This is a genomic window from Methanosarcina mazei S-6 (assembly GCF_000970205.1).
Lineage (GTDB): Archaea > Halobacteriota > Methanosarcinia > Methanosarcinales > Methanosarcinaceae > Methanosarcina > Methanosarcina mazei.
The window spans coordinates 2,864,453-2,889,014 of record NZ_CP009512.1; the positions used below are offsets into that span (position 1 = coordinate 2,864,453).

General features: G+C 40.0%; 25 protein-coding genes and 1 pseudogene. 17 read left to right on the plus strand and 9 right to left on the minus strand.

The window, feature by feature from the left end:
* Nucleotides 1–392: 392 nt before the first annotated feature.
* Nucleotides 393–605, minus strand: coding sequence for an Lrp/AsnC ligand binding domain-containing protein (locus MSMAS_RS12220; protein ID WP_015412528.1), 213 nt, complete (start codon nucleotides 603–605; stop codon nucleotides 393–395).
* Nucleotides 606–918: 313 nt separating this feature from the next.
* Between MSMAS_RS12220 and MSMAS_RS12225 the strand changes: the two genes are divergently transcribed.
* Nucleotides 919–1,164 (plus strand): hypothetical protein, encoded by a 246-nt coding sequence (locus tag MSMAS_RS12225; protein ID WP_048039798.1) that lies wholly within the window; start codon nucleotides 919–921, stop codon nucleotides 1,162–1,164.
* A 1,215-nt stretch (nucleotides 1,165–2,379) separates the two neighbouring features.
* Here the strand turns inward: MSMAS_RS12225 and MSMAS_RS12230 are convergent.
* The 6 genes and pseudogenes from MSMAS_RS12230 to MSMAS_RS12245 form a co-directional block, all read right to left on the minus strand.
* Nucleotides 2,380–2,976 carry a hypothetical protein gene (locus MSMAS_RS12230; protein WP_048039800.1) on the minus strand — a complete coding sequence of 199 codons (597 nt, stop codon included), beginning with the start codon at nucleotides 2,974–2,976 and terminating at the stop codon, nucleotides 2,380–2,382.
* A 17-nt stretch (nucleotides 2,977–2,993) separates the two neighbouring features.
* Nucleotides 2,994–3,677, minus strand: coding sequence for a phospholipase C/P1 nuclease family protein (locus MSMAS_RS19560; protein ID WP_230633255.1), 684 nt, complete (start codon nucleotides 3,675–3,677; stop codon nucleotides 2,994–2,996).
* 42 nt (nucleotides 3,678–3,719) lie between these two features.
* Nucleotides 3,720–4,097: a hypothetical protein gene (locus tag MSMAS_RS19565; protein ID WP_080942082.1), complete on the minus strand. Its 378-nt coding sequence runs from the start codon at nucleotides 4,095–4,097 to the stop codon at nucleotides 3,720–3,722.
* Between the two features lie 761 nt (nucleotides 4,098–4,858).
* Nucleotides 4,859–5,112 (minus strand): annotated as a pseudogene (locus MSMAS_RS18365) (IS1 family transposase); the annotation flags it as partial.
* Nucleotides 5,113–5,359: 247 nt separating this feature from the next.
* Nucleotides 5,360–5,698 carry a DUF948 domain-containing protein gene (locus tag MSMAS_RS12240; RefSeq protein ID WP_015412525.1) on the minus strand — a complete coding sequence of 113 codons (339 nt, stop codon included), beginning with the start codon at nucleotides 5,696–5,698 and terminating at the stop codon, nucleotides 5,360–5,362.
* A 62-nt stretch (nucleotides 5,699–5,760) separates the two neighbouring features.
* Nucleotides 5,761–6,660, minus strand: a complete 900-nt coding sequence (locus MSMAS_RS12245; protein WP_011034333.1) for a zinc-dependent metalloprotease — start codon at nucleotides 6,658–6,660, stop codon at nucleotides 5,761–5,763.
* 608 nt (nucleotides 6,661–7,268) lie between these two features.
* Here MSMAS_RS12245 and MSMAS_RS12250 point away from each other — a divergent pair.
* Nucleotides 7,269–7,478: a hypothetical protein gene (locus MSMAS_RS12250; RefSeq protein WP_011034332.1), complete on the plus strand. Its 210-nt coding sequence runs from the start codon at nucleotides 7,269–7,271 to the stop codon at nucleotides 7,476–7,478.
* A gap of 184 nt (nucleotides 7,479–7,662) precedes the next feature.
* On the opposite strand, the gene MSMAS_RS12255 is transcribed toward MSMAS_RS12250, so the two are convergent.
* Entirely contained in the window at nucleotides 7,663–8,295 is a 633-nt protein-coding gene (locus MSMAS_RS12255) for a hypothetical protein (RefSeq protein WP_226987594.1), read from the minus strand.
* A gap of 449 nt (nucleotides 8,296–8,744) precedes the next feature.
* Between MSMAS_RS12255 and MSMAS_RS19810 the strand changes: the two genes are divergently transcribed.
* Complete coding sequence (locus MSMAS_RS19810; protein WP_264357970.1) at nucleotides 8,745–8,870, plus strand: hypothetical protein; 126 nt, start codon at nucleotides 8,745–8,747, stop codon at nucleotides 8,868–8,870.
* Nucleotides 8,871–9,130: 260 nt separating this feature from the next.
* On the opposite strand, the gene MSMAS_RS12260 is transcribed toward MSMAS_RS19810, so the two are convergent.
* Complete coding sequence (locus MSMAS_RS12260; protein WP_015412522.1) at nucleotides 9,131–9,883, minus strand: hypothetical protein; 753 nt, start codon at nucleotides 9,881–9,883, stop codon at nucleotides 9,131–9,133.
* Between the two features lie 614 nt (nucleotides 9,884–10,497).
* Between MSMAS_RS12260 and MSMAS_RS12265 the strand changes: the two genes are divergently transcribed.
* The 14 genes from MSMAS_RS12265 (at nucleotide 10,498) to MSMAS_RS12330 (ending at nucleotide 23,847) form a co-directional block, all read left to right on the plus strand.
* The gene (locus MSMAS_RS12265; protein ID WP_048041102.1) at nucleotides 10,498–11,124 is read left to right on the plus strand and encodes a magnesium transporter; all 627 of its coding nucleotides are present in this window, start codon (nucleotides 10,498–10,500) and stop codon (nucleotides 11,122–11,124) included.
* Nucleotides 11,125–11,186: 62 nt separating this feature from the next.
* Nucleotides 11,187–11,699 carry a magnesium transporter gene (locus tag MSMAS_RS12270; RefSeq protein WP_048041100.1) on the plus strand — a complete coding sequence of 171 codons (513 nt, stop codon included), beginning with the start codon at nucleotides 11,187–11,189 and terminating at the stop codon, nucleotides 11,697–11,699.
* 151 nt (nucleotides 11,700–11,850) lie between these two features.
* Nucleotides 11,851–13,050 (plus strand): potassium channel family protein, encoded by a 1,200-nt coding sequence (locus tag MSMAS_RS12275; protein ID WP_011034327.1) that lies wholly within the window; start codon nucleotides 11,851–11,853, stop codon nucleotides 13,048–13,050.
* 518 nt (nucleotides 13,051–13,568) lie between these two features.
* Entirely contained in the window at nucleotides 13,569–14,447 is an 879-nt protein-coding gene (locus MSMAS_RS12280; protein ID WP_011034326.1) for a DUF362 domain-containing protein, read from the plus strand.
* Between the two features lie 136 nt (nucleotides 14,448–14,583).
* A complete protein-coding gene (locus MSMAS_RS12285; RefSeq protein ID WP_011034325.1) occupies nucleotides 14,584–14,790 on the plus strand; it encodes a hypothetical protein in 207 nt (68 codons plus the stop codon).
* 374 nt (nucleotides 14,791–15,164) lie between these two features.
* Nucleotides 15,165–15,749, plus strand: a complete 585-nt coding sequence (locus MSMAS_RS12290) for a YbhB/YbcL family Raf kinase inhibitor-like protein (protein ID WP_011034324.1) — start codon at nucleotides 15,165–15,167, stop codon at nucleotides 15,747–15,749.
* Nucleotides 15,750–15,913: 164 nt separating this feature from the next.
* A complete protein-coding gene (gene msrA / locus MSMAS_RS12295; RefSeq protein WP_015412519.1) occupies nucleotides 15,914–16,480 on the plus strand; it encodes a peptide-methionine (S)-S-oxide reductase MsrA in 567 nt (188 codons plus the stop codon).
* Nucleotides 16,481–16,649: 169 nt separating this feature from the next.
* On the plus strand, nucleotides 16,650–17,363 hold the full coding sequence (locus MSMAS_RS12300) for an ABC transporter ATP-binding protein (protein ID WP_011034322.1): 714 nt from the start codon (nucleotides 16,650–16,652) through the stop codon (nucleotides 17,361–17,363).
* 179 nt (nucleotides 17,364–17,542) lie between these two features.
* A complete protein-coding gene (locus MSMAS_RS12305) occupies nucleotides 17,543–18,223 on the plus strand; it encodes a heme exporter protein CcmB (RefSeq protein WP_011034321.1) in 681 nt (226 codons plus the stop codon).
* Nucleotides 18,224–18,626: 403 nt separating this feature from the next.
* Nucleotides 18,627–19,340: a cytochrome c biogenesis protein gene (locus MSMAS_RS12310; RefSeq protein ID WP_011034320.1), complete on the plus strand. Its 714-nt coding sequence runs from the start codon at nucleotides 18,627–18,629 to the stop codon at nucleotides 19,338–19,340.
* 145 nt (nucleotides 19,341–19,485) lie between these two features.
* Nucleotides 19,486–20,583, plus strand: coding sequence for an NADH:flavin oxidoreductase (locus MSMAS_RS12315; RefSeq protein ID WP_011034319.1), 1,098 nt, complete (start codon nucleotides 19,486–19,488; stop codon nucleotides 20,581–20,583).
* 385 nt (nucleotides 20,584–20,968) lie between these two features.
* Nucleotides 20,969–21,547 carry a helix-turn-helix domain-containing protein gene (locus MSMAS_RS12320; RefSeq protein ID WP_011034318.1) on the plus strand — a complete coding sequence of 193 codons (579 nt, stop codon included), beginning with the start codon at nucleotides 20,969–20,971 and terminating at the stop codon, nucleotides 21,545–21,547.
* A 110-nt stretch (nucleotides 21,548–21,657) separates the two neighbouring features.
* Complete coding sequence (locus MSMAS_RS12325; protein WP_011034317.1) at nucleotides 21,658–22,113, plus strand: acyl-CoA thioesterase; 456 nt, start codon at nucleotides 21,658–21,660, stop codon at nucleotides 22,111–22,113.
* A gap of 96 nt (nucleotides 22,114–22,209) precedes the next feature.
* Nucleotides 22,210–23,847 (plus strand): AMP-binding protein, encoded by a 1,638-nt coding sequence (locus MSMAS_RS12330; protein ID WP_048046582.1) that lies wholly within the window; start codon nucleotides 22,210–22,212, stop codon nucleotides 23,845–23,847.
* Nucleotides 23,848–24,562: the final 715 nt, after the last annotated feature.

Here is a 24,562-nt window from a genome sequence, read left to right on the forward strand (position 1 = left end):
TGAATTTGATATAAAAATAAATCTAATGTTTGAAACAAGTCTAATATTTGAAACAGATGCGGTACTGAATGGATGATAATACTTTTGTGGAGACTTTTATATCTGGAATATCCGGAATATTTAGAATATCCGGAATACTTAGAATATTCGGAATATATGGAATATATGGAACTGTCCTATCATGAGAGATTTTATATTAATGTTTAAAGCGAAATATACTGATAAAGCAAGTTAGCAGGCTAAAGCGAAATTTGCTGCCTGAAGCAGGCATTCTTCCTTAATAAAAGTGTGAGGTAATAAATATTTATGCCTGCTAAAAAAGATATCGATTCTTCCAGATCTTTTCCGGAGTAATATTGTACTTTCAATTGTACTTTCAGGCATTGAAAAATTCAGAGTTCCGCACCAATAATTGTCTGGGTTGCGGTTACAGTCTCGCTTTCCCTTATCCTGTCCACCACGGCATTGAGAATACTCAGGTCTTTAACGTCTATGATGACGACAAAGTCATACTCCCCAAAAACATGGTAGACGTCCTTGATTCCTTCTATATTCCTTAATTCCCTGTATGCTGCTTTCTCATATCCGGGCAGCACGTTTATCATTGATATACCGAAAATGGCATCACAACCTATATTTTATTATGATATTAATGAATTATGAATCTATGGTAAAACAGAGGTATTATTTTGAAAAGCTTATATGATAAATAGCTCGGAGCAGTTGCAAAGTCAGATAACACAAAAAGAAATTATTCGCATGCTATTAAAGCATTTTGAGAATTTGCAGGTAAAGATCCTGATCAACTCATTATTGAAGCTGAAAAAGAGATTAAACAAGATTTGCTAATGCGTCAAAGATATGTAAAAGATCTTGTGAAATTGGAAGGCACCGAAGAAGAGAAGGAGGAATAAAAGCATGAAAATGTCAATAATTCAAGCACTTGAAAAAATGGCAGAGCTCAACAATTACGAAGAAATTTTAGTGAAAATCAAAGATGATGACGAACCTACACCAATTGATTTAGAAATTGACGATATCCGAAAGTTCGCGGAAGATCCGGATCAGACTTTTGATTTGATGGTCACAGAGTACACGATTCGAGAGCTAGATGAAAATGGAAAAGAAAAGTTAGGAGAACCACTTTATACAGTGGTTAAATAATCCATTCCCTTTTCATTCCTTTTTGTGTTAACGATTCAGGCCTGGTAGCGCAAAGAATGCCTTCTTTTTTGGCATAATCAAGAAGTAAAGACTTTTCCTTAAAGTATAACGTTTTCAAAAAAGAAGTAATAAACGTTTTTAAAGGCGCTAACATACCTTTTTACATACTTTCTTATTTTGAATTTTGTTATTTAATTCTTCTGTAAATTGTAGAGACATTCCCAAACATCGACTTAAAAGGGCTTGTATGTCCTTCTTCAACCTGTAATTATATTATCAAGGACATCGTAGGGCTGGAAGACACGGCGGAGGAAGAATAAGGCTGTGATTCATTATAAGATAAAAATTTGTAACTGAAAAACACACAAAAGAAACAACAGCAGCCGAGTTTAAAGTTACCGTACATCAGGATATGAAATTCCCCAGAGAGGTTAGAAAGCTAAAAGGAGTCAGATAAATGGCTAAAATCGAAGAAACTAACATGAAAGGCGAAATAATCATACATTAGATATGGAAAGAGCATACCGGTGGATATGAGGACGAAGAGCTTACCGGGGAGAAAATTGAGATTTCTTCCGATGGTCAAATAATACTAACTCAATATGATGAATATCTCGTGTTTTCCCCTGGTGGGCATAGTAACATAAAACGAACAACGTATAAAGTAACAGTGGATGAATTGAGAGCTTTCTTCATGTCAAAAGGCATCAAAGGAAGTGATAGAGGAATTCCTTGGAAACCTACAAAAAAATGAATACGATGTTAAATTAATTTCCGTCAATGACGATCTTTTATCTTTTTTCCTTTTTGTATTCGTTCTCTTGTTTCGTTTTTCTCTTTTGTTGGTCCGGATTCCCTCCGGATCCGTGAGGGCATGCAGCAAAATTATATCCTTTTTATGTTTGTAACTCCTATAACCATGGTTATCAATAAGGAGTATCGGCTGCAAGTTATTTATTATTATCCGAGAGCGCGGAGAAAAAGCTGCTAAATCAAATTGCGTGCGGCCACCCCACACTAAACCGACGGCCCGACAATTACCTCCAGTAATAGAGGAATTTCTTCTTTTTTGATTTAAAGGTCTTATTTACTTTCTTTTTTGAACTTCTTATTACTACCAATAATTGTCGGACAACCTCTAAAGGTTGGGATATTCATGACCCTCAGTGCTCCCGTTGTAATAAAAGTGAACCTTTTGATTCAATTTGATTATAGTTAGGTAGTATAATTTTTGAATTGGATATTTGACATAATCTCCCAGATATACAATCCCCCCAATAAAGGTCCTATTAATAACAAGAAAGAAAACAATAACACATAATTAGCCATGCCATAGTAGCTAATCCCTAATATCTCAGTAATAACTATTATGAAAAAAGCTACTACAGGAAATATTTTAAGAGCTTTCATGTTTCGTGTGTCCTTGCATCCAACTGAGCAAGCAAATACATAGTAACTTAATGGTACAGCTACCAATAATAATATCAACATGACTGTTTCTTGAATCGGACCAGAAAAAAACTCGTAATCATGTCCTAAATTCATTTTCATGTGCAAGAGAATTGCCCAAACTCCGACTATTCCAGAACAAATAAACAAAGGCAGACCAGTGATATTCCTGTTCTTTACAATCTTAAATCCAATAACTATCATTGGAAACAGATAGATCACACCTACAACAAAGTGATATAAATTCAGCTTAGGTACAAAAATGTTAACTAAAGTCATTCCAAACATTGACAAACCGAGCCAAATCCAACCAATAAAGAAAAGAGATGCCTCCCATGGCACCTCCTTAAATCTAAACTTCATTTAAAGTTACCTCTTCTTCACATTATATAATCATATAATCCATGGGCATATTTTGCGCACTCTTGGACACACTGGGCAGTATAGTAAGCTACGTAGATGTCTGAGCCAAAATTTTGAGGGTCATTGTACATCTCGGTCCAGATATAGTCAAAATACTGGCTACTATGCTCAGCGTTGTCTTCAACCGCTTCTTCAGGATCAGTTACAGTTATTGATTGAGTATTATACTGCACATAATCCTTAAACTCATATCCTGAAGTCCACTGGCCGTTCACATAATTCTCATAGATGCTATGGTATGTGGTTTCATAAGAGTTCCAAATGTACTGACCACCCTGTTGGATTACTCCATCACTATGGAACGGGATACCCGGATCAATTAGATAATGACTTGAGTAACCAAATCTTTGATGTGCAGTAGACCAATATCCATTATTCACTGCAGAAATGGCTGAATCTGCAAACTCATTACACCTATCAGGTGCTCCTCCAATATGCAGTGACCCATCTTCATAGTGATTATAATATCTATAGAATGGTTCCGGGTCCATCACACCATTATCTGGGTCGTCAGCTGCATCTTTAGCATAATTCCTATAGGAAGACCCATCACAAGCATAGTAAGCATAGTCCTTATGTGGGGTAGAAAGCCACTTCACGGAGACAGGCTCATAACTTTTCAAAGACTCATTGACTAGCATAGGACCAATCTCACTCATAAATTCATAATCATCTTTGGTGATCTAATCTGGATACCTATCCCAGAGATCTTTGATACCAACTTTATATCTGTCTTTCTCCTTCTCAGAAACATTAAAACCATCAATGTACTTGAAGGTGACAGACCTACTTTCCTCCTGAGTACCAGCGAAAGCAAGCGCTCTATAAGGCATTGCCTTAACGACGTCCGGTAAAGAAGCCTGTAGCTCCAGGTAATCTACAACTTCCTTCAGTCCTTCTTCACCGAGCTCAGCTTCCAAGGCCTCAATCTTTAACTGAGCAGCATCTTTAGTTAGGTTGGTTTGTTGTTCTTCGACGGAAGCCATTGCTGATGGTATCAACGCCATGCCAACCAGCATTGTCAAAAGAATTAGCCCTATTGTTATTTTGTTCTTAACCATATTTTTTCTCCTGTTTAGCACCAGGAGGCAGAATAAGGCAAGCTTAAATACACGCAAAGCTAACATAATCACTGCCTCTTAGGGCGCGTTTATGGAGTTCGGGTGACATTGGGAAACTATATTTGAACTCCATAAATTCCTCTTACCTAACTCCTTATAAGTTTTCTGTGTAAACTTCCAAACTATTTCTTTTTCATACGTGTTATGAATCTAAAATTAGTTCGTAATATTTGATTGTTTGATGGTCTGGAGAGAAACTATATATGAGCATATTGACCCAACCCATATTCCAAAGTTTATATAATAGCTCAAGTGTAATAACAAGAAAAAAACCTAATTCGATTGTTATGTTAGGTATTATTAAGTTTAGACCTGATTATTGTAAAAAACACTTAACAAAGCACAATTAATGCTTAACAAAGCACTGCTGAATGAAGAGCTCAAAAAGTTATTAAGAGAAAAGTATCCTGCCCTTTTTGAAGAACTTAGCCAAGATGAACCTTGATTATCCATGTAAGAAATCCTCTCCTACTTAACAAATAAATTTCCACAGATTTACTCTTTTGGTACAACCCATTATTTTAATAATTAGGACTTACGCGGTTGAACTGAAAAACAACAGCTCTAAACCTTCAACTGTCTAAATCTGCGATTTAACTGCAAGGTCTATTGATCATGATCTCAATCCTCAAGTGCGTAAGTCCTAATAATATCATTGTTATAATGCAAGCGCATGTCCTCCGAGTCGCAAAGGGATGAATTTCCGTTCCTCTAATGCCAAAAGAGCAGTTAATAAACTTTTTCCCAACTCTATCAACAGCAATCCAGATCCAGCAATATTTTTTTGTTACCGATGTAAGTGTGCATCTCATCCATTTCAACAATAGGCATTTCATTTTCGCTTTTTAGATCTTCTAGCTCCTGACAAAACTTCTATCCATTTTTGGACAGAAACATGACTTACCCCTAAAAATCACCCTATTGAGCGAAATCCTAATCCTTCAAGATAGAGTCGCCATCAACGCTGTTAGTTAAATAATTCGGGATAAAACAATACACACGCTTGTGTTATGTATTTATATACAACCAGTAAAAAGCAGAACATGGGAAATCTTTCCTGATCATGTTCCTGACTTAACAAGTATCCAGTAGACAAAAACCTTGTAGAGCCTGTAATTGTTCAAAAAGAGAAAAAGGAGTTAAAGATTACACATATCATTTAATTATGCTCAATTTATTCTCAATTACTTCTCACCACTTTATTAATCAGCAGAGTAATAACTTATATGATAATACTCATTATTCAGTTTTATATATTCAGTCTTGTTGTCGCGCATGATGTTAGCAAACTCCGTCATATTCCCATTATGGTCAAAAGGGAGCTTAATATCTTTTCCAGGATTACTTATTGCTTCTTTGACATAGGGGTATTTCTCGATATCTGCTAAACTGAATTCTACATATTTCTCTGGAGTATCTTGAAGTTTATCCGCGCGAACATACGTGCCTGCGCCAGGCTGATAAATCATCAAAAAGAAAATAAGGCATATTACTAGAACCGCAAAAGAAATAGCTGCTAAAATTTTTGTCCTTGCTTTCATTTAATAAATTCTCCAAGCACACTATAAAAATAAATGTAGGATTAAATCCTGCATGAAACGATTTAAAAAATATTTCTATTAGTTTCAATAATTTGATCGCAATTACTGCACCAATTATCTGTCGACATCATAAACGTGTATGTCATTATGCATGTTGGACCAGCATATCCATGATCTCGACAATCATAGCTGTGTGACGCTTCATGCTGTGCAACATGCCAATCCCAACCTGAAGTTATTTGATGTTGCATTATCCATGCACCAGTTAGATACTCAGAATAACCTCTATTACTTAATCCCTGATCACTGAAAACGGCAAGCATATCCATGCCTTGATGATTAGAATTCCATCCAGTTTCACTTTTTGCTTCATTGAGAAGTAAAACGACATCATCTGTATTGTCATTACTATCCCATATTGAATATTTGCCTACAACAAAATCTATATTATGGTCGTTGTAGAATGCGTTGTCAGCATTTTCGATGGTGTTGTATGCTTGAGTCTGCCAGTTATTTCCGAAAGTACTCCGGTACTCTTCATCTGCAACTATCCAAACATTAACCGTATTTGTTGTCGTTGTTGCTTTGGTTGAGGTTTGTTGACTAATATTTCTTGATGTAAAATTTTCTATTACTGCCTTTTTTATATCTTCAGGATAATTAGTAGGGAGATTTTCCAAATCCTTAAGGCTTTCAATCTGTACAGGTTTAACTTTTAGATCTTCCTCAATCATTTTTCTTACCGTTTCATTTTGTTCAGCAAGGGCGCGACGTTCATCCCCGCTAAGCCGATTTAACTCGTCACCTTTTTCAAACCAAGGATCAGGGACAGATATATTATCTTGATTCTCTTTTTCCGTAATATTCTGTTGCACCTCTACTGCACTCACTGGTGGTATCAATGCCATGCCAACCAGCATTGTCAAAAGAATTACTCCTATTGTTATTTTGTTCTTAACCATATTTTTTCTCCTGTTTAGCACCCAGGAGGCGAAAATCAGGCAAGCTTAAATACAGAAAAGCTAACATAATCACTGCCTCTTAGGGGCTTATTTTGTGGAGTTCGTGTGGTACGGGAAATACTTCTGAACTCCATAAATTCCTCTTACCTAACTCCTTATAAGTTTTCTGTCCATTCCATCAAACTATCTCTTTTTCATAGTTCTTTCGAGTCTGAAATTAATTCGTAATATTTGATTGTTTGATGGTCTGGAGAGAGACTATATATATGAGCATATTGACCTGACTCATATTCTAAGGTTTATATAATAGCTCAAGTGTAACAACAAGAAGAAATCTATGTCGATTCCTATGTTTGAGATTATTAAGTTTAGACCTGATTACTGTAAAAACACTTAATAAAGAACAATTAACGCCTAACAAAGCGTTATTGAATGAAGGACTTAAAAAACCATTAAGAGAAATATTATACTCCTTTTGAAGAACTTAGTCAAGATGAACCTTGATTATCTATGCAAGAAAACCTTTATAATAACAAAGAAATTTTCCACATACTCTTTTTTTGAATGTTACCCATTATTTTAATAATATCAGCGTATAATACAACCGCATGTCCTCAGAGTCGCAAAGGGATGAGGATATCTTCGAATCCCAGTTTATAGATAAGTACCTCAGCGAATATGCGAGCATTTCTTCAATCGTACGCGAGGCGCTTCTCTTTGAGCTTCTTGCGACTGTGGGAGGAGTCGTTGCAGGAATAATTCTTTCAGGAATTAGGCAGACTAAGCTTTCAAATAAAACGAAGTCTCGAAGTCTGTAATAGAGTTATTTTTGCTTGATTCGTTTTCATCTGAGCTACTACCATAACCAGATTCAGAATTTTTTTTGAATTATTGAGTCTGACTGCGTTTTTTTAAAGTCAAATTCTACAAGTAAAATATTAGAATTAATTGGGTATAACAGGTAATGAGAAGTCGTCCGTTAAAAGCAGGCGACATTTCATATTAATAGTAAGTTCCTTCTCCTGTAAAAAGTTGACCATTTACTGTTGTCCATCCAGCCTGAGATCCAGACAACTTAATTTCCATGTCTTCCCAATAACTGTTATACAGCCATCCTCCGATCCACCATCCATTACGTCCGTTCAGGTAGACGGAAATGCTGACGTTTGCATCCGAGGATGTATCATAGTAGGCATACATCTTGCTTTCATAATCAAAGATCTCAGATGCCGGTGGATAAGGTCTTCTGGTGACATTCTGCGTAAGGTTGTACTTGGGCATAAGAACCATTTCATTGCTCAGCGGGTTCATTGTATCTATGGTCTGGTTAGTGAATAAGGTCATGCTAAACATGTTTGGAGACAGAATCGTCTTTGAATCTCTACTTCGGGTAGCGTATTTTGGCTCAATTTTCTCATTTTTTATAGAAAGCATTAATCCGTGCTCCGTATCAACCAGGGTATATTTCCATGAATGATCATAGTCATTGAAGTGATGCTCTACAATATCTGTGCCTACGGACGATGTGTTGTTTATCACCGGGAGCGGAAGGTAAAGAGTAACATTGCTCAGGGTCGAGTCTGTAGTTAACTCAATATAGTAATCATAGCTGCTAATGTGATTCCTATCATACATCCTCTGCTTTTGGTCTTGCCACCAGATAGACAACAACACAGCAGAAATGATTATTAATAGTACAATTATTTTGTAACGAGTCCTCATATTTCATCACCTATCCACCCCTGGGAAGGATCTAAATCAAACATAAATTTGACAACTTACTGAACCACGGTAATAACTTGTTTCTTGTCCATGATAGGGAAAAATAGTAGTAAAGAAAGAGATGCCTTTGAAGGCATCTTCTTAAATATAAACCCATTTCAGATTATGTCATAATATAATCATACAACCCATGGTTATACTTTGCAGTTTTTTGGACACACAGGAGAGTATAGTACTGTACAAAGTAATATGAACCAAACGTGTCAGGATGGTTATTCACCTTATCCCAAATGTAGAGGCTCTAAGACAATCTGCTGTAATGATTTACGATATATATAATTATGATTATGATTGAGTACACGATGAGAGATTCGATAAAAGTTCCAACAATTACACTTATAATAGTTGATAAATCAGCAGGTACAATCACAAAGAACGAATTAAAAACTAAGAAAAAGGCGAAGCAAGCGATAAATAATATTCCATAACTTGATTTTTTCATTATAAATTCCATCCCTACTGATAAATTCTTGGTTTGACTGAATTAATTTCCTTGTTTACAATTTATTTCATTTTAGTGTCGGCCTAAATTTTAGTTGTCCTTATAGTAGAAGTTTCAGAACTTTTGAATAAAATTTATCCTTCACTATTTGGAAATAGTTATTGAGGACTTTGTGCTTAAAATTCTCAATAACTATTTCACAATCCGATATTTTACATCTTATAGCTATATTTTTAAGTTATTTCATTATGTCATTTCATAGGTGCGGTGGACATTTCCAAATTGATCACATGTTGAGTAAACTTTGATATTCTTATCATAGAGAACTAAACCAGCACCAGCGATTTCAAATCCCCAATGGAAATGTCCACTGCCATAAATTTCAGATATATGAGTGACAGTATTATCACTCGCCCCTTCCTGCCAGTTACTCACCTGAAATATAGTTGGAGTACCTAATGTATACCATGCATCTATATAATGAGCTTCCACAATAGCAGGAGATATACTATACCCATAATATCCTTTTGAATAGATAGTAAACAGTCTCCCTCCCATAATATTATAGAAACTCTGTGATGCTGTTATCGTATCAGTATAATCAAGATTGACAGAACTTGTTGCTGCAGTAGTACTTTGAGTTATTGTTTTATTATTTGGTTCTTCAGTCATGTTAGTAACGAAAAAGAAATTTTCATTAGTGAAAGTTATATCTGATCCATCTTTTAGTTCATATGTTCTTAACTTACTTTTTTCAGAAGCAGTATTGTTCTTCAGTATTGAAATTTTGTCTTTATTTGCTTCGCAATAATTCAAAATTAAATCGTCTGTTGAAAAGGTTTTTGTATTAGAGTTGAGAGCATCTATTAGACCTTGTTCCCATTCAGAAGGTTTTTCACTTGCTGTTAATTCTTCCTGTGCATTTACTGCCGGTATTAACGCCATACCAACCAGCATCGTCAAAAAAAGTATTCCTATGGTAATTTTGTTTCTACTCATTCGTCTAACTCCTAAGTTGTTTTTCCCTTAGGAGGCAGAATCAGGCAAGCTTAAATACAGAAAAGCTAACATAATCACTGCCTCTTAGGGGCTTATTTTGTGGAGTTCGTGTGGTACGGGAAATACTTCTGAACTCCATAAATTCCTCTTACCTAACTCCTTATAAGTTTTCTGTCCATTCCATCAAACTATCTCTTTTTCATAGTTCTTTCGAGTCTGAAATTAATTCGTAATATTTGATTGTTTGATGGTCTGGAGAGAAATTATATATATGAGCATATTGACCTAACTCATATTCAAATGTTTATATAATAGCTCAAGTGTGACGACAAAGAGAGATCTAAGTAGATTCTTATGTAAGCTATTATTAAGTTTAGACTTGAGTATTGAAAAAAACACTTAATAAAGCACAATTAACGCTTAACAAAGCATTATTGAATGAAGGACTTAAAAAACCATTAAGAGAAATATTATACTCCTTTTGAAGAACTTAGTCAAGATGAACCTTGATTATCTATGCAAGAAAACCTTTATAATAACAAAGAAATTTTCCACATACTCTTTTTTTGAATGTTACCCATTATTTTAATAATATCAGCGTATAATACAACCGCATGTCCTCCGAGTCGCAAAGGGATGAGGATATCTTCGAATCCCAGTATATAGACATGTACCTCAGCGAGTACGCGAGTATTTCTTCAATCGTACGCGAGGCGCTGCCTTTTGAACTTCTTGCGACTGTTGGAGGAGTTATTGCAGGGATTATCCTTTCAAAGATGACAAACGAACTTGAGATGATTCCAGGACTACTTGTAATTTATCCGGGTGTGCTTGGGCTGCGCGGAAATATTTCCTCTACTCTGGGCTCAAGGCTCGGCAGTGCGATCCACATGGGTCTTATCACGGATATTGACAGGAATAACCCTGAACTTGTAAACAACATTTCAGGATCTCTTCTCCTTGGCTTTATTATGGCTATCCTGCTCGGAGTTTTAGGGCATTTTGTCACCCTTGCCCTGGGATTTGAAAGTGCCGGCATCTTTAAGCTTATACTCATCTGTGCAATTTCGGCACTTACTTCCGGAGTGATCCTCTCTTTTGTTGCCGTCCTGCTTGCCATAGGCACTTTCAGGTTCGGTTTTGACCCGGATAATGTTGTAACCCCTTCAATTGCAACCATCGGGGATATTGTCTCCATGCTCATGCTCTTCCTGTCTGCAAAACTGGTGGTGATGCTCTGAAAAAATCCAGGAAACAGACCAGCTACTACACCGTAGAAGGCATCATCCGGCGCGGGCTTCCCGTGCTTACCATAACATGCGTAATGGGCATTATTGTAGGGCAGATCCTCAATACAAGAGAAAACAGCCTGCTTTCTATGCCTGCTATTCTTATTCTTATCCCTTCTCTGGTCAAAATCGGTGGGGACACCGGAAGCATGCTTGGTGCAAGGCTTTCCTCTGCCTTTCACATGGGGCTTGGAGACAGGATCTACAGAAACCCTGTGGTGCACAACAGTGTTATTGCAGCTGCGATTGTGGGTTTCGTTTCTTCAATTTTTGTCAGTATGCTGGTTTTCCTTGCAAGCAAGCTTATGGGTTTCGGAATGCCTTTCATTACCCTTCTGGGAATCAGCCTTATAGCAGTCGTAATAGAACTCACCGTCGTATATTCAGCAACAGTTGCCATTGCCTTTGCTTCCCACCGTTTCGGGATGGACCCTGACGATACTGTAATACCTTTCATAGCAAGTCTCGGAGACCTCGTAGGTGTCATCGGGATCTTCATAGCCCTGCATTTACTGAACATTTTATAAACCAGATATGACTTTAATAGTTCCATTTTTATTGAGCACATTATTATTCAAATTATCAGGCTTCCCGACAGGGAATAATTCGAAAATTAATAATTACTATGAGGTATATACCCATAAATACCAACAATAAGGTAGAGTTGATACATAGACCATGTTCCCTAAAGAATTCAGATACAGTCCAAGGAATCTGATAGACCTTTTGACTGAGATGAAGGATACTTCCGAACTCATGGTAGACCTGGCGTACTCCGCAATGGTCTATGATGATGAGGACATTGCAGAAGAGGTGCTTAACCTTGAAGATAAAATGGATACTCTCGACTATCATATGAAAATGGCTGCAATGTTAAGCACACGCAGGGTCGATGAAGCTGAAGAACTCCTGGGAGTCCTGAAGGTTGCCGCGTCCTCTGAGAATATAGCAAATGCTGCAGGTGATATTGCCAAAATTGTCCTTATGAATATGGGCATTCCTATGGAATTGAAGGTAGCCCTCAGAGAGGCAGAAGAAACCATAGTCAGGGCAACCGTTGCTGCAGAATCCGTAATGGTCGGGCGTACTCTTGGAGACCTCGAACTTGACATAGAGACCGGGATGTGGATAATTGCAATCCGCAGAAGTGAAGACTGGATCTATGACCCTGATACTGACACCCGGATTCGCCAGGGAGACGTGTTATTTGCAAGAGGGCACGATGAGGGTGTCCCTCTATTCTTCCAGATGGCAACTACAAAAAAGTTCATCCCGAGGGAAATCGAGCACGATAAGGTCATAAAGGACCTCGAGCATGCCGTGGACATAATCGTGGACATGAAAAATATGTCTGAACTTTCTGTAGGGCTTGCATACTCTGCCATCCTTTTTGATAACGAAGACATTGCATACGAAGTAAGTGCACTGGAATCAGAAATGGATTCCATGAAGTACGAACTCCAGCACTGGGTACTTGAAACCGCAAAGCATGTTGATGATGTAAACATCCTAAGGGGAATACTGCACCTTGCCAGCGCCTCGGAAGCAATTTCAGACGCCGCCTACGGGATAGCAGATACCGTGCTCAGGGACATAGAGCTCCACCCGATCATCACCCTTGCAGTCCGCAACTCGGAAGAGGTGATCACACGGCTCCAGGTCGAAAAATGCTCCCCAATTGTAGGCAAGACCTTCTCAGAACTGAGACTGGAAACCGAAACGGGACTGCATGTGATGGCGATAAAAAGAGCTGAACGCTGGGTCTATGCCCCCAAAAGCAACACCGTTGTCCAGGCAGGGGACATGCTCATTGCCCGTGGCTCACGAATAGGAGAAGGTGCTCTGATAGAGATGTGCGAGTGCAAGTTACGCCAGTAAAAACCAGACTGTGATTCGGGACCGCACGGAATTGAAGATTTTCCGGGGATTGCAATATAATCGCAACAGTACGCCGTTCTTTTCGGCAGAGTTGCGGCTCTGCAGTACGCTGTCCTTTTCGCTTCGCTCAAGAGGTCTAACTTCTGGTTTTCAAAGCGAGCTTCAGTCGAAAGGACCACCTTATAAGCATAAAGCGAATATCTGAGCTCAGGTGAACTGATTCAAGTGTTGGTTAAACAAATTCTCAACAGGCTGCAGTCAAGAGGCTAAATTATATTTTCTCTTGGGCTTACAACTTTTTTACCGTTTTTCAAATAGCTTGAAAGCACTTATTTTAACCGTGGATTGAAAAGTAATTTCTGGAAGAACAAATTATTAATTATTTAGTGTTTTTTATAAAATGAGATTACTCAAACCGGTGTCACTGGCAGATTATTTTTAATCGGACTTCAAAGCGGCTATAGAAATTATACGATGTTTTTATACCTCGGGTTACAATTACTTTATAGGAATTCGATATGGTAACAATTGGGCTTTCGAGAGACAAGGATGTCCTGAAGTCAGTCAGGACAGCAGTGGAGCTTGCAGGAGGACTTGGAATCAAAGAAGGGGATACAGTATTGATCCGACCCAATGCAAATACTGCGGATCCTGCTCCTGGATCGACAAGTCCTGAGGTTTTGAGGGGCGCGATAAGGGAGGTAAAAAGATACAATCCGGGAAAAATAATTGTGGCTGAGAAGTCGATGACGACCCTGGATACTGAAAAAGTGCTTAAAAAACTGGGGTTATGGCAGGTAGCAGAGGGGGAAGGGGTTGATGAGATCCTGACATTCGACCACCTGAAACGTGAACATGTCGAGCCAGAGAAGGCTTATTCCTGGCCTTTTGGATTTGATGTGCCTGAATTTCTGGGATCTGTGGATTACACAATCGCTCTTCCGGTAATCAAGACCCACTGGACTGCTATATTTACAATGGGACTCAAGTCCCAGATAAGCATAACCGCAGACAGAGACAGGAGGCAACTCCCTCACGGGCAGGGTATGGATATGCTTTTCGGAAATATGATTGCCGAATCCAACCTTGTTTATAAGCCTGATTTCTATATATCGGATGCTACAAAGTGCTTTGTGACCGAAGGTCCGAATACAGGTACTTTGCGGGAACCGGGGATTGTCCTTGCAAGCCCGGATGTGATTGCAAATGATGTTACAGGGCTTGCCCTCCTTAAAACACTGGGCACGGTTCCGAAAATCCAGAGAAATTCAGTCTGGGCTCAGCCCCAGATAAAAAGGGCTGTAGAACTGGGGCTGGGAGTGAAAAACAGGGAAGAAATCACGGTAAAGGGCCTGGGAATTGAAGAGATAAATAAAATTATCGCCAGTCTTGCCTGATCCATCTTTCATTGCAGGGTCCGATTGCCTTGGGAGTCCGAAAGATAATCTGAATATTCAATGCCATTCAAATATGCTGATATATCACCATAATTTATTTATTTTCGACGATACCATAGATAATAGGGGTGATTCTATGAAATGTGAAGCATGTGGAAGAGAAAGCGATACTAAATACTGCAACGACTGCGGCAAAGTTATGGACGAAGTTGTAAGGCGCGTAGGAGAAGCTCGATGGGCGGCAATAGATGATTGTTCGTTTATTTATCCGCTTGTACAGCGCGTGGGCAGAGGAGAGGCAACTGTCAACGATATTATCCAGGCTCTTGACGTCGAGGACTGATTTATCCCGCCGGCAGGAACAGGCTTTACACGAAAAGGCTTAAAAACTGATCCTGAACCACATTTTATTTTTAAAACCTTTTAGGTTACCGGAGGTGTTCAGGGTAGCTGGAGCCTGAGAATTCCGTAGAATGATTTAACTGAGAATTCTGGAAATGGTTTAAACTTCAGAGAGACAGAAAATAAATCCGGTTAATCAGGCTAAACCACTTTTCGAAACACCAGAGTTAAGGTCAATATAAAAATAGTCCGGGCTCTGGACTTTTATTTCAATTTCAAGCTGGGCATAGGATAAAATCCTTAAAGTTATATCTCTTCAGCCTTAATATTATAATGTCAGGCAATTTTCTCTGAGCGCAGGGACTGGTGCTGTACATGAACAGAAAAGCCGGAGCAGTTGTTTTAATATGCCTGTTTGCAGGAGTGATCCTGGTTCCGGGGTGTATTAACAAACAGCATGTTGAACAGCCTGTAAATAATGAGTCTTCCAATGCCGGCAAAGGGGATGAGAGTGTGGACATCCAGGTAATAAAGGTTTTTAGCAGCGCGTTTGAATCAAACAGTACTATCCCCAGGAAATATACATGCAATGGGGAAAACATAAATCCGCCCCTGGAATTTGCAGATATTCCCGAGGAAACTGAAAGTCTGGTACTGATCATGGACGATCCTGATTCCCCCATGAATCCATTTACTCACTGGATCGTCTGGAATATTGAACCGGTGGCGAAAATAGAAGAGGACAGCATCCCTGGGATTGAAGGGATGAATAACTTCAGAAAGATTGGTTACGGCGGCCCCTGCCCTTCATCAGGCACTCACAGATACTTTTTCAAAGTTTATGCTCTGGACAGGAAGCTTGAGCTAAAAGCAGGGTCCGGAAGAAAAGAACTTGAAAGCGAGATGATAGGGCATATTATTGCCGAAGGGGAACTGATGGGAAAATACGGAAAGACCTGATCAGAGAAAAAGTCGATTTTCAAGTAAAATAGATTATAAACTATATTATTGGCGGTATATCCTGATCAAAAGATTATACTCAATGTTTTGATCACATGATATACCTGAAATATAATTGTCCTTTAACATATCTGATTTTATTGAAGCTTGAAGGGGGGAAGACGGTGGAAGAAAAGACAGACGCCGAACAGAGAAACGCAACATCTGAAGAGGATACTGAGATATTTGAAAATCCTGGAGAAGGTCTGGAAAAAGCGACCTTTGCAGCAGGCTGCTTCTGGGGAATTGAAGAGGCATTCCGGCAGATTAAAGGTGTGGTTGCAACTGCAGTTGGCTATAGCGGAGGTCATTTTAAAAGACCTACCTATGAGCAGGTCTGTACCCTTGACACCGGACATGCAGAAGCCGTAAGGGTTATTTTTGATCCTGAAATAGTCTCATATAAGACCCTGCTGGATGTTTTCTGGAAGATCCATGACCCGACAACAAAAGACAGGCAGGGACCTGATGTAGGAAAACAGTACCGTTCCGTGATCTTTTACCACAGCGACGAGCAAAAGGCTGCTGCCCTTGCCTCAAAAGAAGAACTGGAAAAGTCAGGGGCTTTCAAAAATCCGGTAGTAACCGAGATAGTGCCGGTTTCCGAATTTTATATGGCAGAAGACTATCACCAGCAGTATTTTGAAAAAAAAGGATTTTTACAGAATATATTCAGGAGCTTTAAAAAATAATTCTGAAAACAGGTTACAGGGACGAAAAGAGCTGGATAAGAGCTTTGCATAACCATAACCTGGTGAAAAGCCAGTCCAGAAAAGATGCATGAAAACGTAACACAGACTACACAACGTAACACAGGCTACACAAAAAGATTAATTTAGAGGGATCTTTAAAGTAATTCAGGTGGAAAACACAGTTTCGATAAGGAAGCTATCAAAGGTTTTCGGGAAAAATCCTGTCCTGAAATCCCTTGACCTCGACCTCGAAAAAGGTGAATTTGCGGTTATTTTCGGCCCTAACGGGGCTGGGAAAACTACCCTTTTAAAGCTTATTTCAACCCTGACAACACCTACCGAAGGTTCTGTTTTCGTTTCAGGTTTTAATGTAGTAGAAGAGCCTGAAAAAGCCCGCAGAGAAATAGGGCTGCTTTCTCACGAATCTTACCTTTATGGAGAATTAAGCGCAAAAGAAAACCTGCGTTTTTTCGGCCAGATGTATGGAATCAAAGGCCAGAAACTCGAAGAGAGGATATCCAGCATCCTGGAAGATACAGGGCTTGTGGCAAAAACAGACGAACGGGTCAGTACTTTTTCGAGAGGAATGAAACAGAGGCTTTCCATTGCAAGGACTCTGCTTCACAGACCTTCAATCCTCCTTCTGGACGAGCCCTACACCGGCCTGGACCCGGGAGCTTCTCTGGTTTTCGAAAATCTCATTAAAAGCCCGGAGTTCCAGAAAAGCACAAAATTAATGGTTTCCCACGACCTTGAAAGAGGGTTTAAGCTCTCCAGCAGGCTCCTTATCCTGAACAAAGGAAAATTTGTGTACGACGGGATTAAAAAAGACTTCTCAGGGTATGAAGACTTCAAAGAAAAATGCAGCTCCATGCTGGCCTGAAGCAGGAAGACGCGAAAAAAGGGATGAATGAAAATAGAAGAAGTGAATAGAAGAAGTGAATAGAAGAAGTGAATAGAAGAAGTGAATAAAAGAAATGGAAAAAGGACAGAAGAAGTGAATAGAAGAAGTGAATAAAAGAAATGGAAAAAGGACAGAAGAAGTGAAAAAAGGAGATAAAAATGATCCGGAGCTTTTATATCGCTGCAAAAGATCTTAAAGCCGAGTTTCGGACAAAACAGATGCTTAACTCAATGTTTATTTTTTCTCTTCTTGTGCTTGTGGTTTTCAGCATCTCTTTTGGAGATTTTCTGGGCGACAGTGAGAAAGTAGAGAAACTGGCTCCAGGAGTCCTCTGGATCGCTTTCATCTTTGCGGGAATGCTCGGACTTTCAAGAACCTTTGCCATGGAAACAGAAAACGGCTGCCTTGAAGCCCTTATGCTCTGCCCCACTGACAGAAGTGCGATCTATACAGGAAAAATCCTCTCCAGCCTTGTGATAGTGTTTATCATGGAAGCGGTGACCCTTCCTTTCTTTATCATACTCTTCAATTACAGCCTGGATAGTCAGACCACATTACTTCTCCTGATTATTCTTTTTCTCGGGACTTCAGGGTTTATTGCTGTCGGAACTCTGCTCTCTGCCCTTACCCTGGGAACCCGCACCAGAGAACTTCTCCTGCCTGTCCTTCTCCTGCCTTTAATCCTGCCAGTTATCATCCCTGCTGTGGAGGCAACCGCCGGAGTTCTTGCCGGAAACGGCATTGAAAATTTAATTCCAGAAATAAGATTACTTGCTGTTTACGACCTGGTATTCTTTGCAGTTTCGAACCTGGTCTTTGAATATGTGATTTCTGACTGAGATATTTCAACAGGAAAAAGAGGAAAAATAGGAGACTAAGAGAAAAAAGGAAATAAAAAACTGAGAGAAAAAAAGTAAATAGAAGACTGAGAGGAAAAAAGAAAATAGAAGATAATTCAAGACAATGAGTAAAACCGAATCAACAACAGAATCAATATGAATCAATAACAGAAACAACATAAAATCAATAACAGAAACAACATAAAATCAATAACAGAAACAACATAAAATCAATAACAGAATCAATATAAAATCAACAACAGAAGCAATATAAAATCAATAATAGTGCAGTAAACCGGTATATTCACCATTTGCTATAGATACAGATGCTTTCTTTGCGTGTGTTGCCGAACTGTGCTCACAATTAATTTAATCAGTATTTAATTTAATAAATGTGAACAAAATGGCCTTAAATTCCAGAAAAATCGGAGTGCTGGCAGGTGCAACTGCCTGCATAATGCTTCTTTCGATGTACATGCTCTTTTTTTACCTGCCCCCTATCAGGGACGAATCCGGGGAGGTTCTGAGCGGCAGCTTCAGGATCTTTTTCTTCCACATGCCAGTAGCGGTCATTGCCTATCTGGCTTTTGGAGCCGTATTTGTTGCAAGTATTTTCTACCTGATGAAAAGATCTTTTAAATGGGATATTTACGCCCGCTCGGCTGCAGAGGTGGGAGTTCTGTTTTCTTTCCTTGTGCTGGTCACCGGGTCTATATGGGCAAAAGACGCCTGGGGCTGGTACTGGATCTGGGATGTCAGACTGACCACATCTCTTGTCCTTTTTCTTGTTTACCTTGCCTATAACATGCTAAGAAAAGCCCTTGAAGAGCCTGAAAAAAGAGCAAGGCTTTCAGCAGTCTTCGGGATTTTAGCTTTCCTTTCCGTGCCCCTGAGTTTTTTTTCAATAAGGCTCTGGCGCTCGGCTCATCCCCTCATGTTTGGAGGAAGTATGGGAGAAAACGGAGGAGGACTTGAAGGGACATCGCTCCAGCTGGCTTTGATTGTAAATTTCATAGCTTATTTCCTGCTTTTCCTTACCCTTTTCTATGTAAAAGTGCAGAATGAGAAGGCAAAAGAGGAGATTGACGCACGCATATCTGTCGGATTAGAAACCTGATTTCTAATGGTCTGTTTTTTCTTTTTTTCAAAAAAAGTCGCATAAGGCCAGGTTTTGCAGCTAATCCGGGTGGTTCAGAGAAATTGCATCTTACTATCCGGGAATCCGGGATAATTATTTACCTTTCCCTCGCCTATTTTTTCTCATGATTTTTGACCCTACCACAGTCTGTAACATGGAACTTCAAAACCGCTTTGTAAGGTCCGCAACGCACGAGTTTATGGCAGAAAAAGATGGGACTCCAACTTCCAGGCTCGGAGATCTCTATGAGGAACTTGCAAGAAGTGAAGTCGGGTTGATAGTAACCGGCTATTCCTGTATCCATCCATGCGGGTGGAGTGATGCCAACCAGCAGGGAATTTATGATGACCGTTTCATCGAGCCTTACAGGAGAATTACTGAGAGGGTACATAAATACAGGAGCAGGATAGTGCTCCAGATAGTGCATGGAGGGAGGCAGGCAGACGTTTCCCAGAAAAATCCTGTCCCCATAGCTCCCTCGGCGGTCAAAGACGGGCATTCTGCAACTGTCCCGAAAGAAATGACAGAAGAAGAAATCCTGATAGTAATAGAGGCATTCACACAGGCAGCTGTAAGGGCAAAAAAGGCAGGCTTTGACGGGGTTCAGCTTCACTGTGCCCATGGCTTCCTGTTAAGCAACTTCATTTCTCCTTACACAAACAGGCGGACTGACAGGTGGGGAGGGTCCGTAGAAAATCGGGCAAGAATAGTAACAGAGATCGTCAGGCGCATAAAAGAGGAGACAGGCAGCAACTTTCCCATCTTTGTCAAAATGAATGCAACAGACGGTTTCCAGCCCGGAACGGCAAAAGCAGAACTTGGGCTTACCATATCTCAGGCTATGGAAACTGCAAAACTTCTGGAAAAGGCAGGCGTATGTGCAATCGAAGTCAGTGGAGGGATAAGCGAAGCAGGCGGAGTGACCATAAAGACTGCGATCAATTCTCCTTCTAAAGAGGCTTACTTTAAAGAATATTCTAAAAACATAAAGAGTGCAGTGAGTATTCCTGTTATCCTCGTTGGTGGGATCAGGTCTCTTTCCGTAATGGAAGGGCTTCTTGAGAATGGGTTTGCAGACCTTATTTCCATGAGCAGGGCATTCATCAGCGAACCGGATCTTATTTTAAAACTTAAATCTGGAGAGGCTGAAAAGGCAAGATGCGTATCCTGCAACCTGTGTTTTGACCCGGAAGGAATAAGGTGCAATTTCGAGTTTGATTGATCCTGAAATCTAGCTATTTTCACTTTACAGGTTTTCTTTTCCTTTTTCTGACCAGATCCTCTTTTGTTTTTCTCTTTCCTTTTTATATTTTCCCGTTTCGAAAAAGAAATTATTATTAAAGTTCAGGGCTAATTTTAAGATTAGGGGGCAGATTTATCGAAAATTATAGTCTGATGATTTTTTATTTTTACCGATATCTTTTAAATATTTTTTAATTTTGAGTTTACAATAATCTTCGGATTATTACCCGGAAAAGTGAGCCTGAACGTATATTTTTTATAATAGGTCTGTGCAAAAGAGATAAGCTTTACAGGCTGTTTACAGGGACTCTGGTTTACATTTTTCTGCCAGGTCCCCCAAGAGAAAAATGTTGAGGTAGAAAATTATGTCAGAAGAGAACCGTGTCGGCAGTAAGATACGCCAGCTTAGAGAAGCCCGGGATATGACTGTTGAAGAACTGGCTGAAGCCAGTCAGAGCAGCTCTGAGTTAATCCAGCAGCTAGAAAACGGAGCCCTTGTTCCGTCTTTGACCCCTCTTTTAAAGATTGCCAGGGCTTTAGGCGTCCGCCTCGGCACTTTTCTGGACGACATGCCCCAGAGCGGACCTGTACTGGTGAGGTCAGGGCTATCTGAAAACGTGGTCCGTTTTTCCGGAAAGACTGAGAGGCCAAAGAAAAGCGCCCTTGAGTTTTACTCCCTTGCTTCGGATAAAGCAGACCGTCATATGGAGCCTTTCATTATTGATATCCACCCTTCCCCTGAAGAAAGCCATACGCTCTCATCTCATGAAGGAGAGGAGTTCATCTATGTACTTTCCGGGGAAATTGAAATTTTTTACGGGAAAGACGTTCACAGGCTGAGTGAAGGGGACAGCATTTATTACGATTCCATTGTCCCGCACGATGTTCACGCAGCAGGAAAAGAGGATGCCCGCATAATGGCTGTAGTCTATGCTCCTCTCTGACATTTAGAGTTGTGAGAGAACAGGCTATGACTTAATTGATGACTGGAAAAGCAAATTTAGATTAAAAACTGGATAATCAAGTAAAGACATTAAGAGCTAGGGAATCCAAAATGTTCAGTATAAACGTAAGTCCGCGCTTTGGAGATATTGACGGTCTCGGGCACGTAAATAACACAGTCCTTCCGGTCTGGTTCGAAATAGGAAGAAACCCAATTTTCAGGCTTTTCTCCCCGGACCTTGACCTCAGCCCTGATGTGTGGCATCTGATACTTGTCAGAATTGAGTTTGATTTTCTGAGCCAGATGTATTTCAGATCCGATGTTGAAATCAGGACTTACATTACAAAAATCGGGAACAGTTCCTTTACTGTCGGTCACGAGGCATGGCAGGAAGGGGAACTCAAGGTAAGAGGTCAGGCGGTACTGGTTTACTATGACTTCAAACTCCAGAAATCAATCCCGCTTCCGGAATCAATCCGCGAAATTTTGAAAGCACATATGTTTCCTTCAATGGACTCCTCCTCATCTGACGCGGAAACTGGTACGGATTCTCCCTGCTCAATATAAACGTATTTCAGAAACCTTTGACCGGAATGGACGTTAAAAATCCGGACATGGCCCGGAGGTGTCTGAAAGTATAGTCCAGAAGGAGAGGCTGAAATTATGGATCTTATAGAAGATTCCCTGGGAAAGTATTTTGAAAAACAGATAGCTGTAGACCCTAACCATGAGTTTATCATTTATCCTGACCGGAACCTGCGCTTCACTTACGGTCAGTTCAACGAGAGAGTTAACAACCTTGCAAAAGGTCTTCTTGCAATCGGAATAAAGAAAGGAGACCACGTAGGGATCTGGGCAAAAAATGTCCCTGACTGGCTTACATTTATGTTTGCCACAGCTAAAATAGGGGCAGTGCTGGTCACCGTAAACACTGCTTACAGGAGCCATGAAGTTGAGTATGTGCTTAAACAATCGGATATGAAGGCTCTGGCTCTTATAGACAGTTTCAGGGAGGTTGATTATCTTGAAATTATCAATGGGCTCGTCCCGGAGCTGAAAAGCTCGGAAAGGGGACGCCTGAAAAGCAAGAAATTCCCCCATCTTAAAAGCATAATCTATGTAGGACAGGAAAAGCACAGGGGAATGTATAACACCGCCGAGCTGATACTCCTTGGCAGCCATTACCCGGATGATGAGCTTAAAGAGATCATGGAAGGTGTAAGCGGGGACGATGTGGTCAATATGCAGTACACCTCAGGAACTACCGGTTTTCCCAAGGGGGTTATGCTGACCAGCAAAAACATCCTGAATAACGGGCTGTCCATAGGTGACCGCCAGAAATTTACCCATGAAGACCGCCTCTGTCTGCCCGTGCCCCTTTTCCACTGCTTCGGGATAGTGCTCGGGGTTATGGCTATCCTGACCCACAGAGGAACCCTTGTCATGCTTGAGGTTTTTGACCCTCTCCTTGTACTTGCTGCGGTCCAGAAAGAGAAGTGTACTGCCCTCTACGGCGTGCCTACAATGTTCATTGCAGAGTACACCCACCCAATGTTTGATATGTTCGACCTCTCTTCTCTGAGGACAGGTATCATGGCCGGTTCTACCTGCCCTGTGGAAGCCATGAAAAAAGTAGTAAAAGATATGCACTGCCACCAGATCACAAGCGTTTACGGGCTTACGGAAGCCTCTCCTGGCATGACCCAGACCACTGTGGACGACCCTGTGGAACTCAGGGTAGAAACCGTGGGTAAATGCTTCCCGGGTGTAGAAGTCAGAGTGGTTGACCCTGCTACCAATAAACCAGTACCTCCGGATACTGTAGGGGAGATTTGCTGCCGTGGGTACAATATTATGAAAGGCTACTACAAAATGCCGGAAGAAACGAAAAATGTGATTGACGAAGAAGGCTGGCTGCATAGCGGAGACCTTGGAACCTGTGACGAAAACGGCTACTACAGGATAACAGGCAGAATAAAGGACATGATCATCCGGGGAGGAGAAAACATATATCCCAGGGAAATCGAGGAGTTCCTGCATGCCATGCCTGGAGTCAAAGATGCTCAGGTCGTCGGCATACCCGACAAAAAATATGGAGAAATCGTTGGAGCCTTTGTTATACTTGAGAAAGATGAAGACCTTACTGAAGCCGATATAAGAGACTATGCGATAAGCAAAATCGCCCGGTATAAGGTTCCCAAACACATCTTCATTGTGGATGAGTACCCTCTGACAGCAAGCGGAAAGATCCAGAAATACAAGCTCAGAGAAATGGCTGTAGAAATGATGAAGAATAGATAAAAAACAGCAACTGATTAAATATCATCGGCCTTCGGGTCGATATCTTTTTTTAAATTTAGGAACAATTCCAGAAAATTTCATATTTTATATATCTTTGTTCCCGGAATGTTATTTTTTGCGAATATTTTGTTCCTCAGGTACTTTTATGCTCCGTTTAATTCCCCAGCTCTTTTCCAGAATATGTAATAGCTTAAGCTTCGAATGGTGTACGGTTTAGAATTCAGTTCAGCCCCGATTGTGCCATATTGTAATTAGCTTGAAATTTTCAAGCGAATTAAAAAACGTGAAGATTCCTTGAATTTGGAGATTGACTATAATTTTCAAGTTGTTATAAAATAATGCCATAACCAAATATCGATGAGAAAACAAAATTAATAAAACATTGAATATTTAACGGAATATATTATATATAGAATTTCAGCATTAGAAGAATTGTAATTGTAAGAGAAGCTAATTAGACATGTTTGTAAAGGGAATATTTGGGGAAATATTCATCAAGGGGTTTCATCTGATTGAGGGCTCAGGGGATAAAGAGCTCTCAATCAATCACACCAGTTAGACAGCAAATCTTTATTGCCTTCTCTTACAATTGTGCAAAGAATATGGGGAGTATTCTTTAAAGGGGGTTTCATCTGGTTGAGAGCCCGGGGATCATTAAGGGCTCTCAATCAATCACCAACATTCAGTACTTAAATAGCTTTTTTAAACAATAATT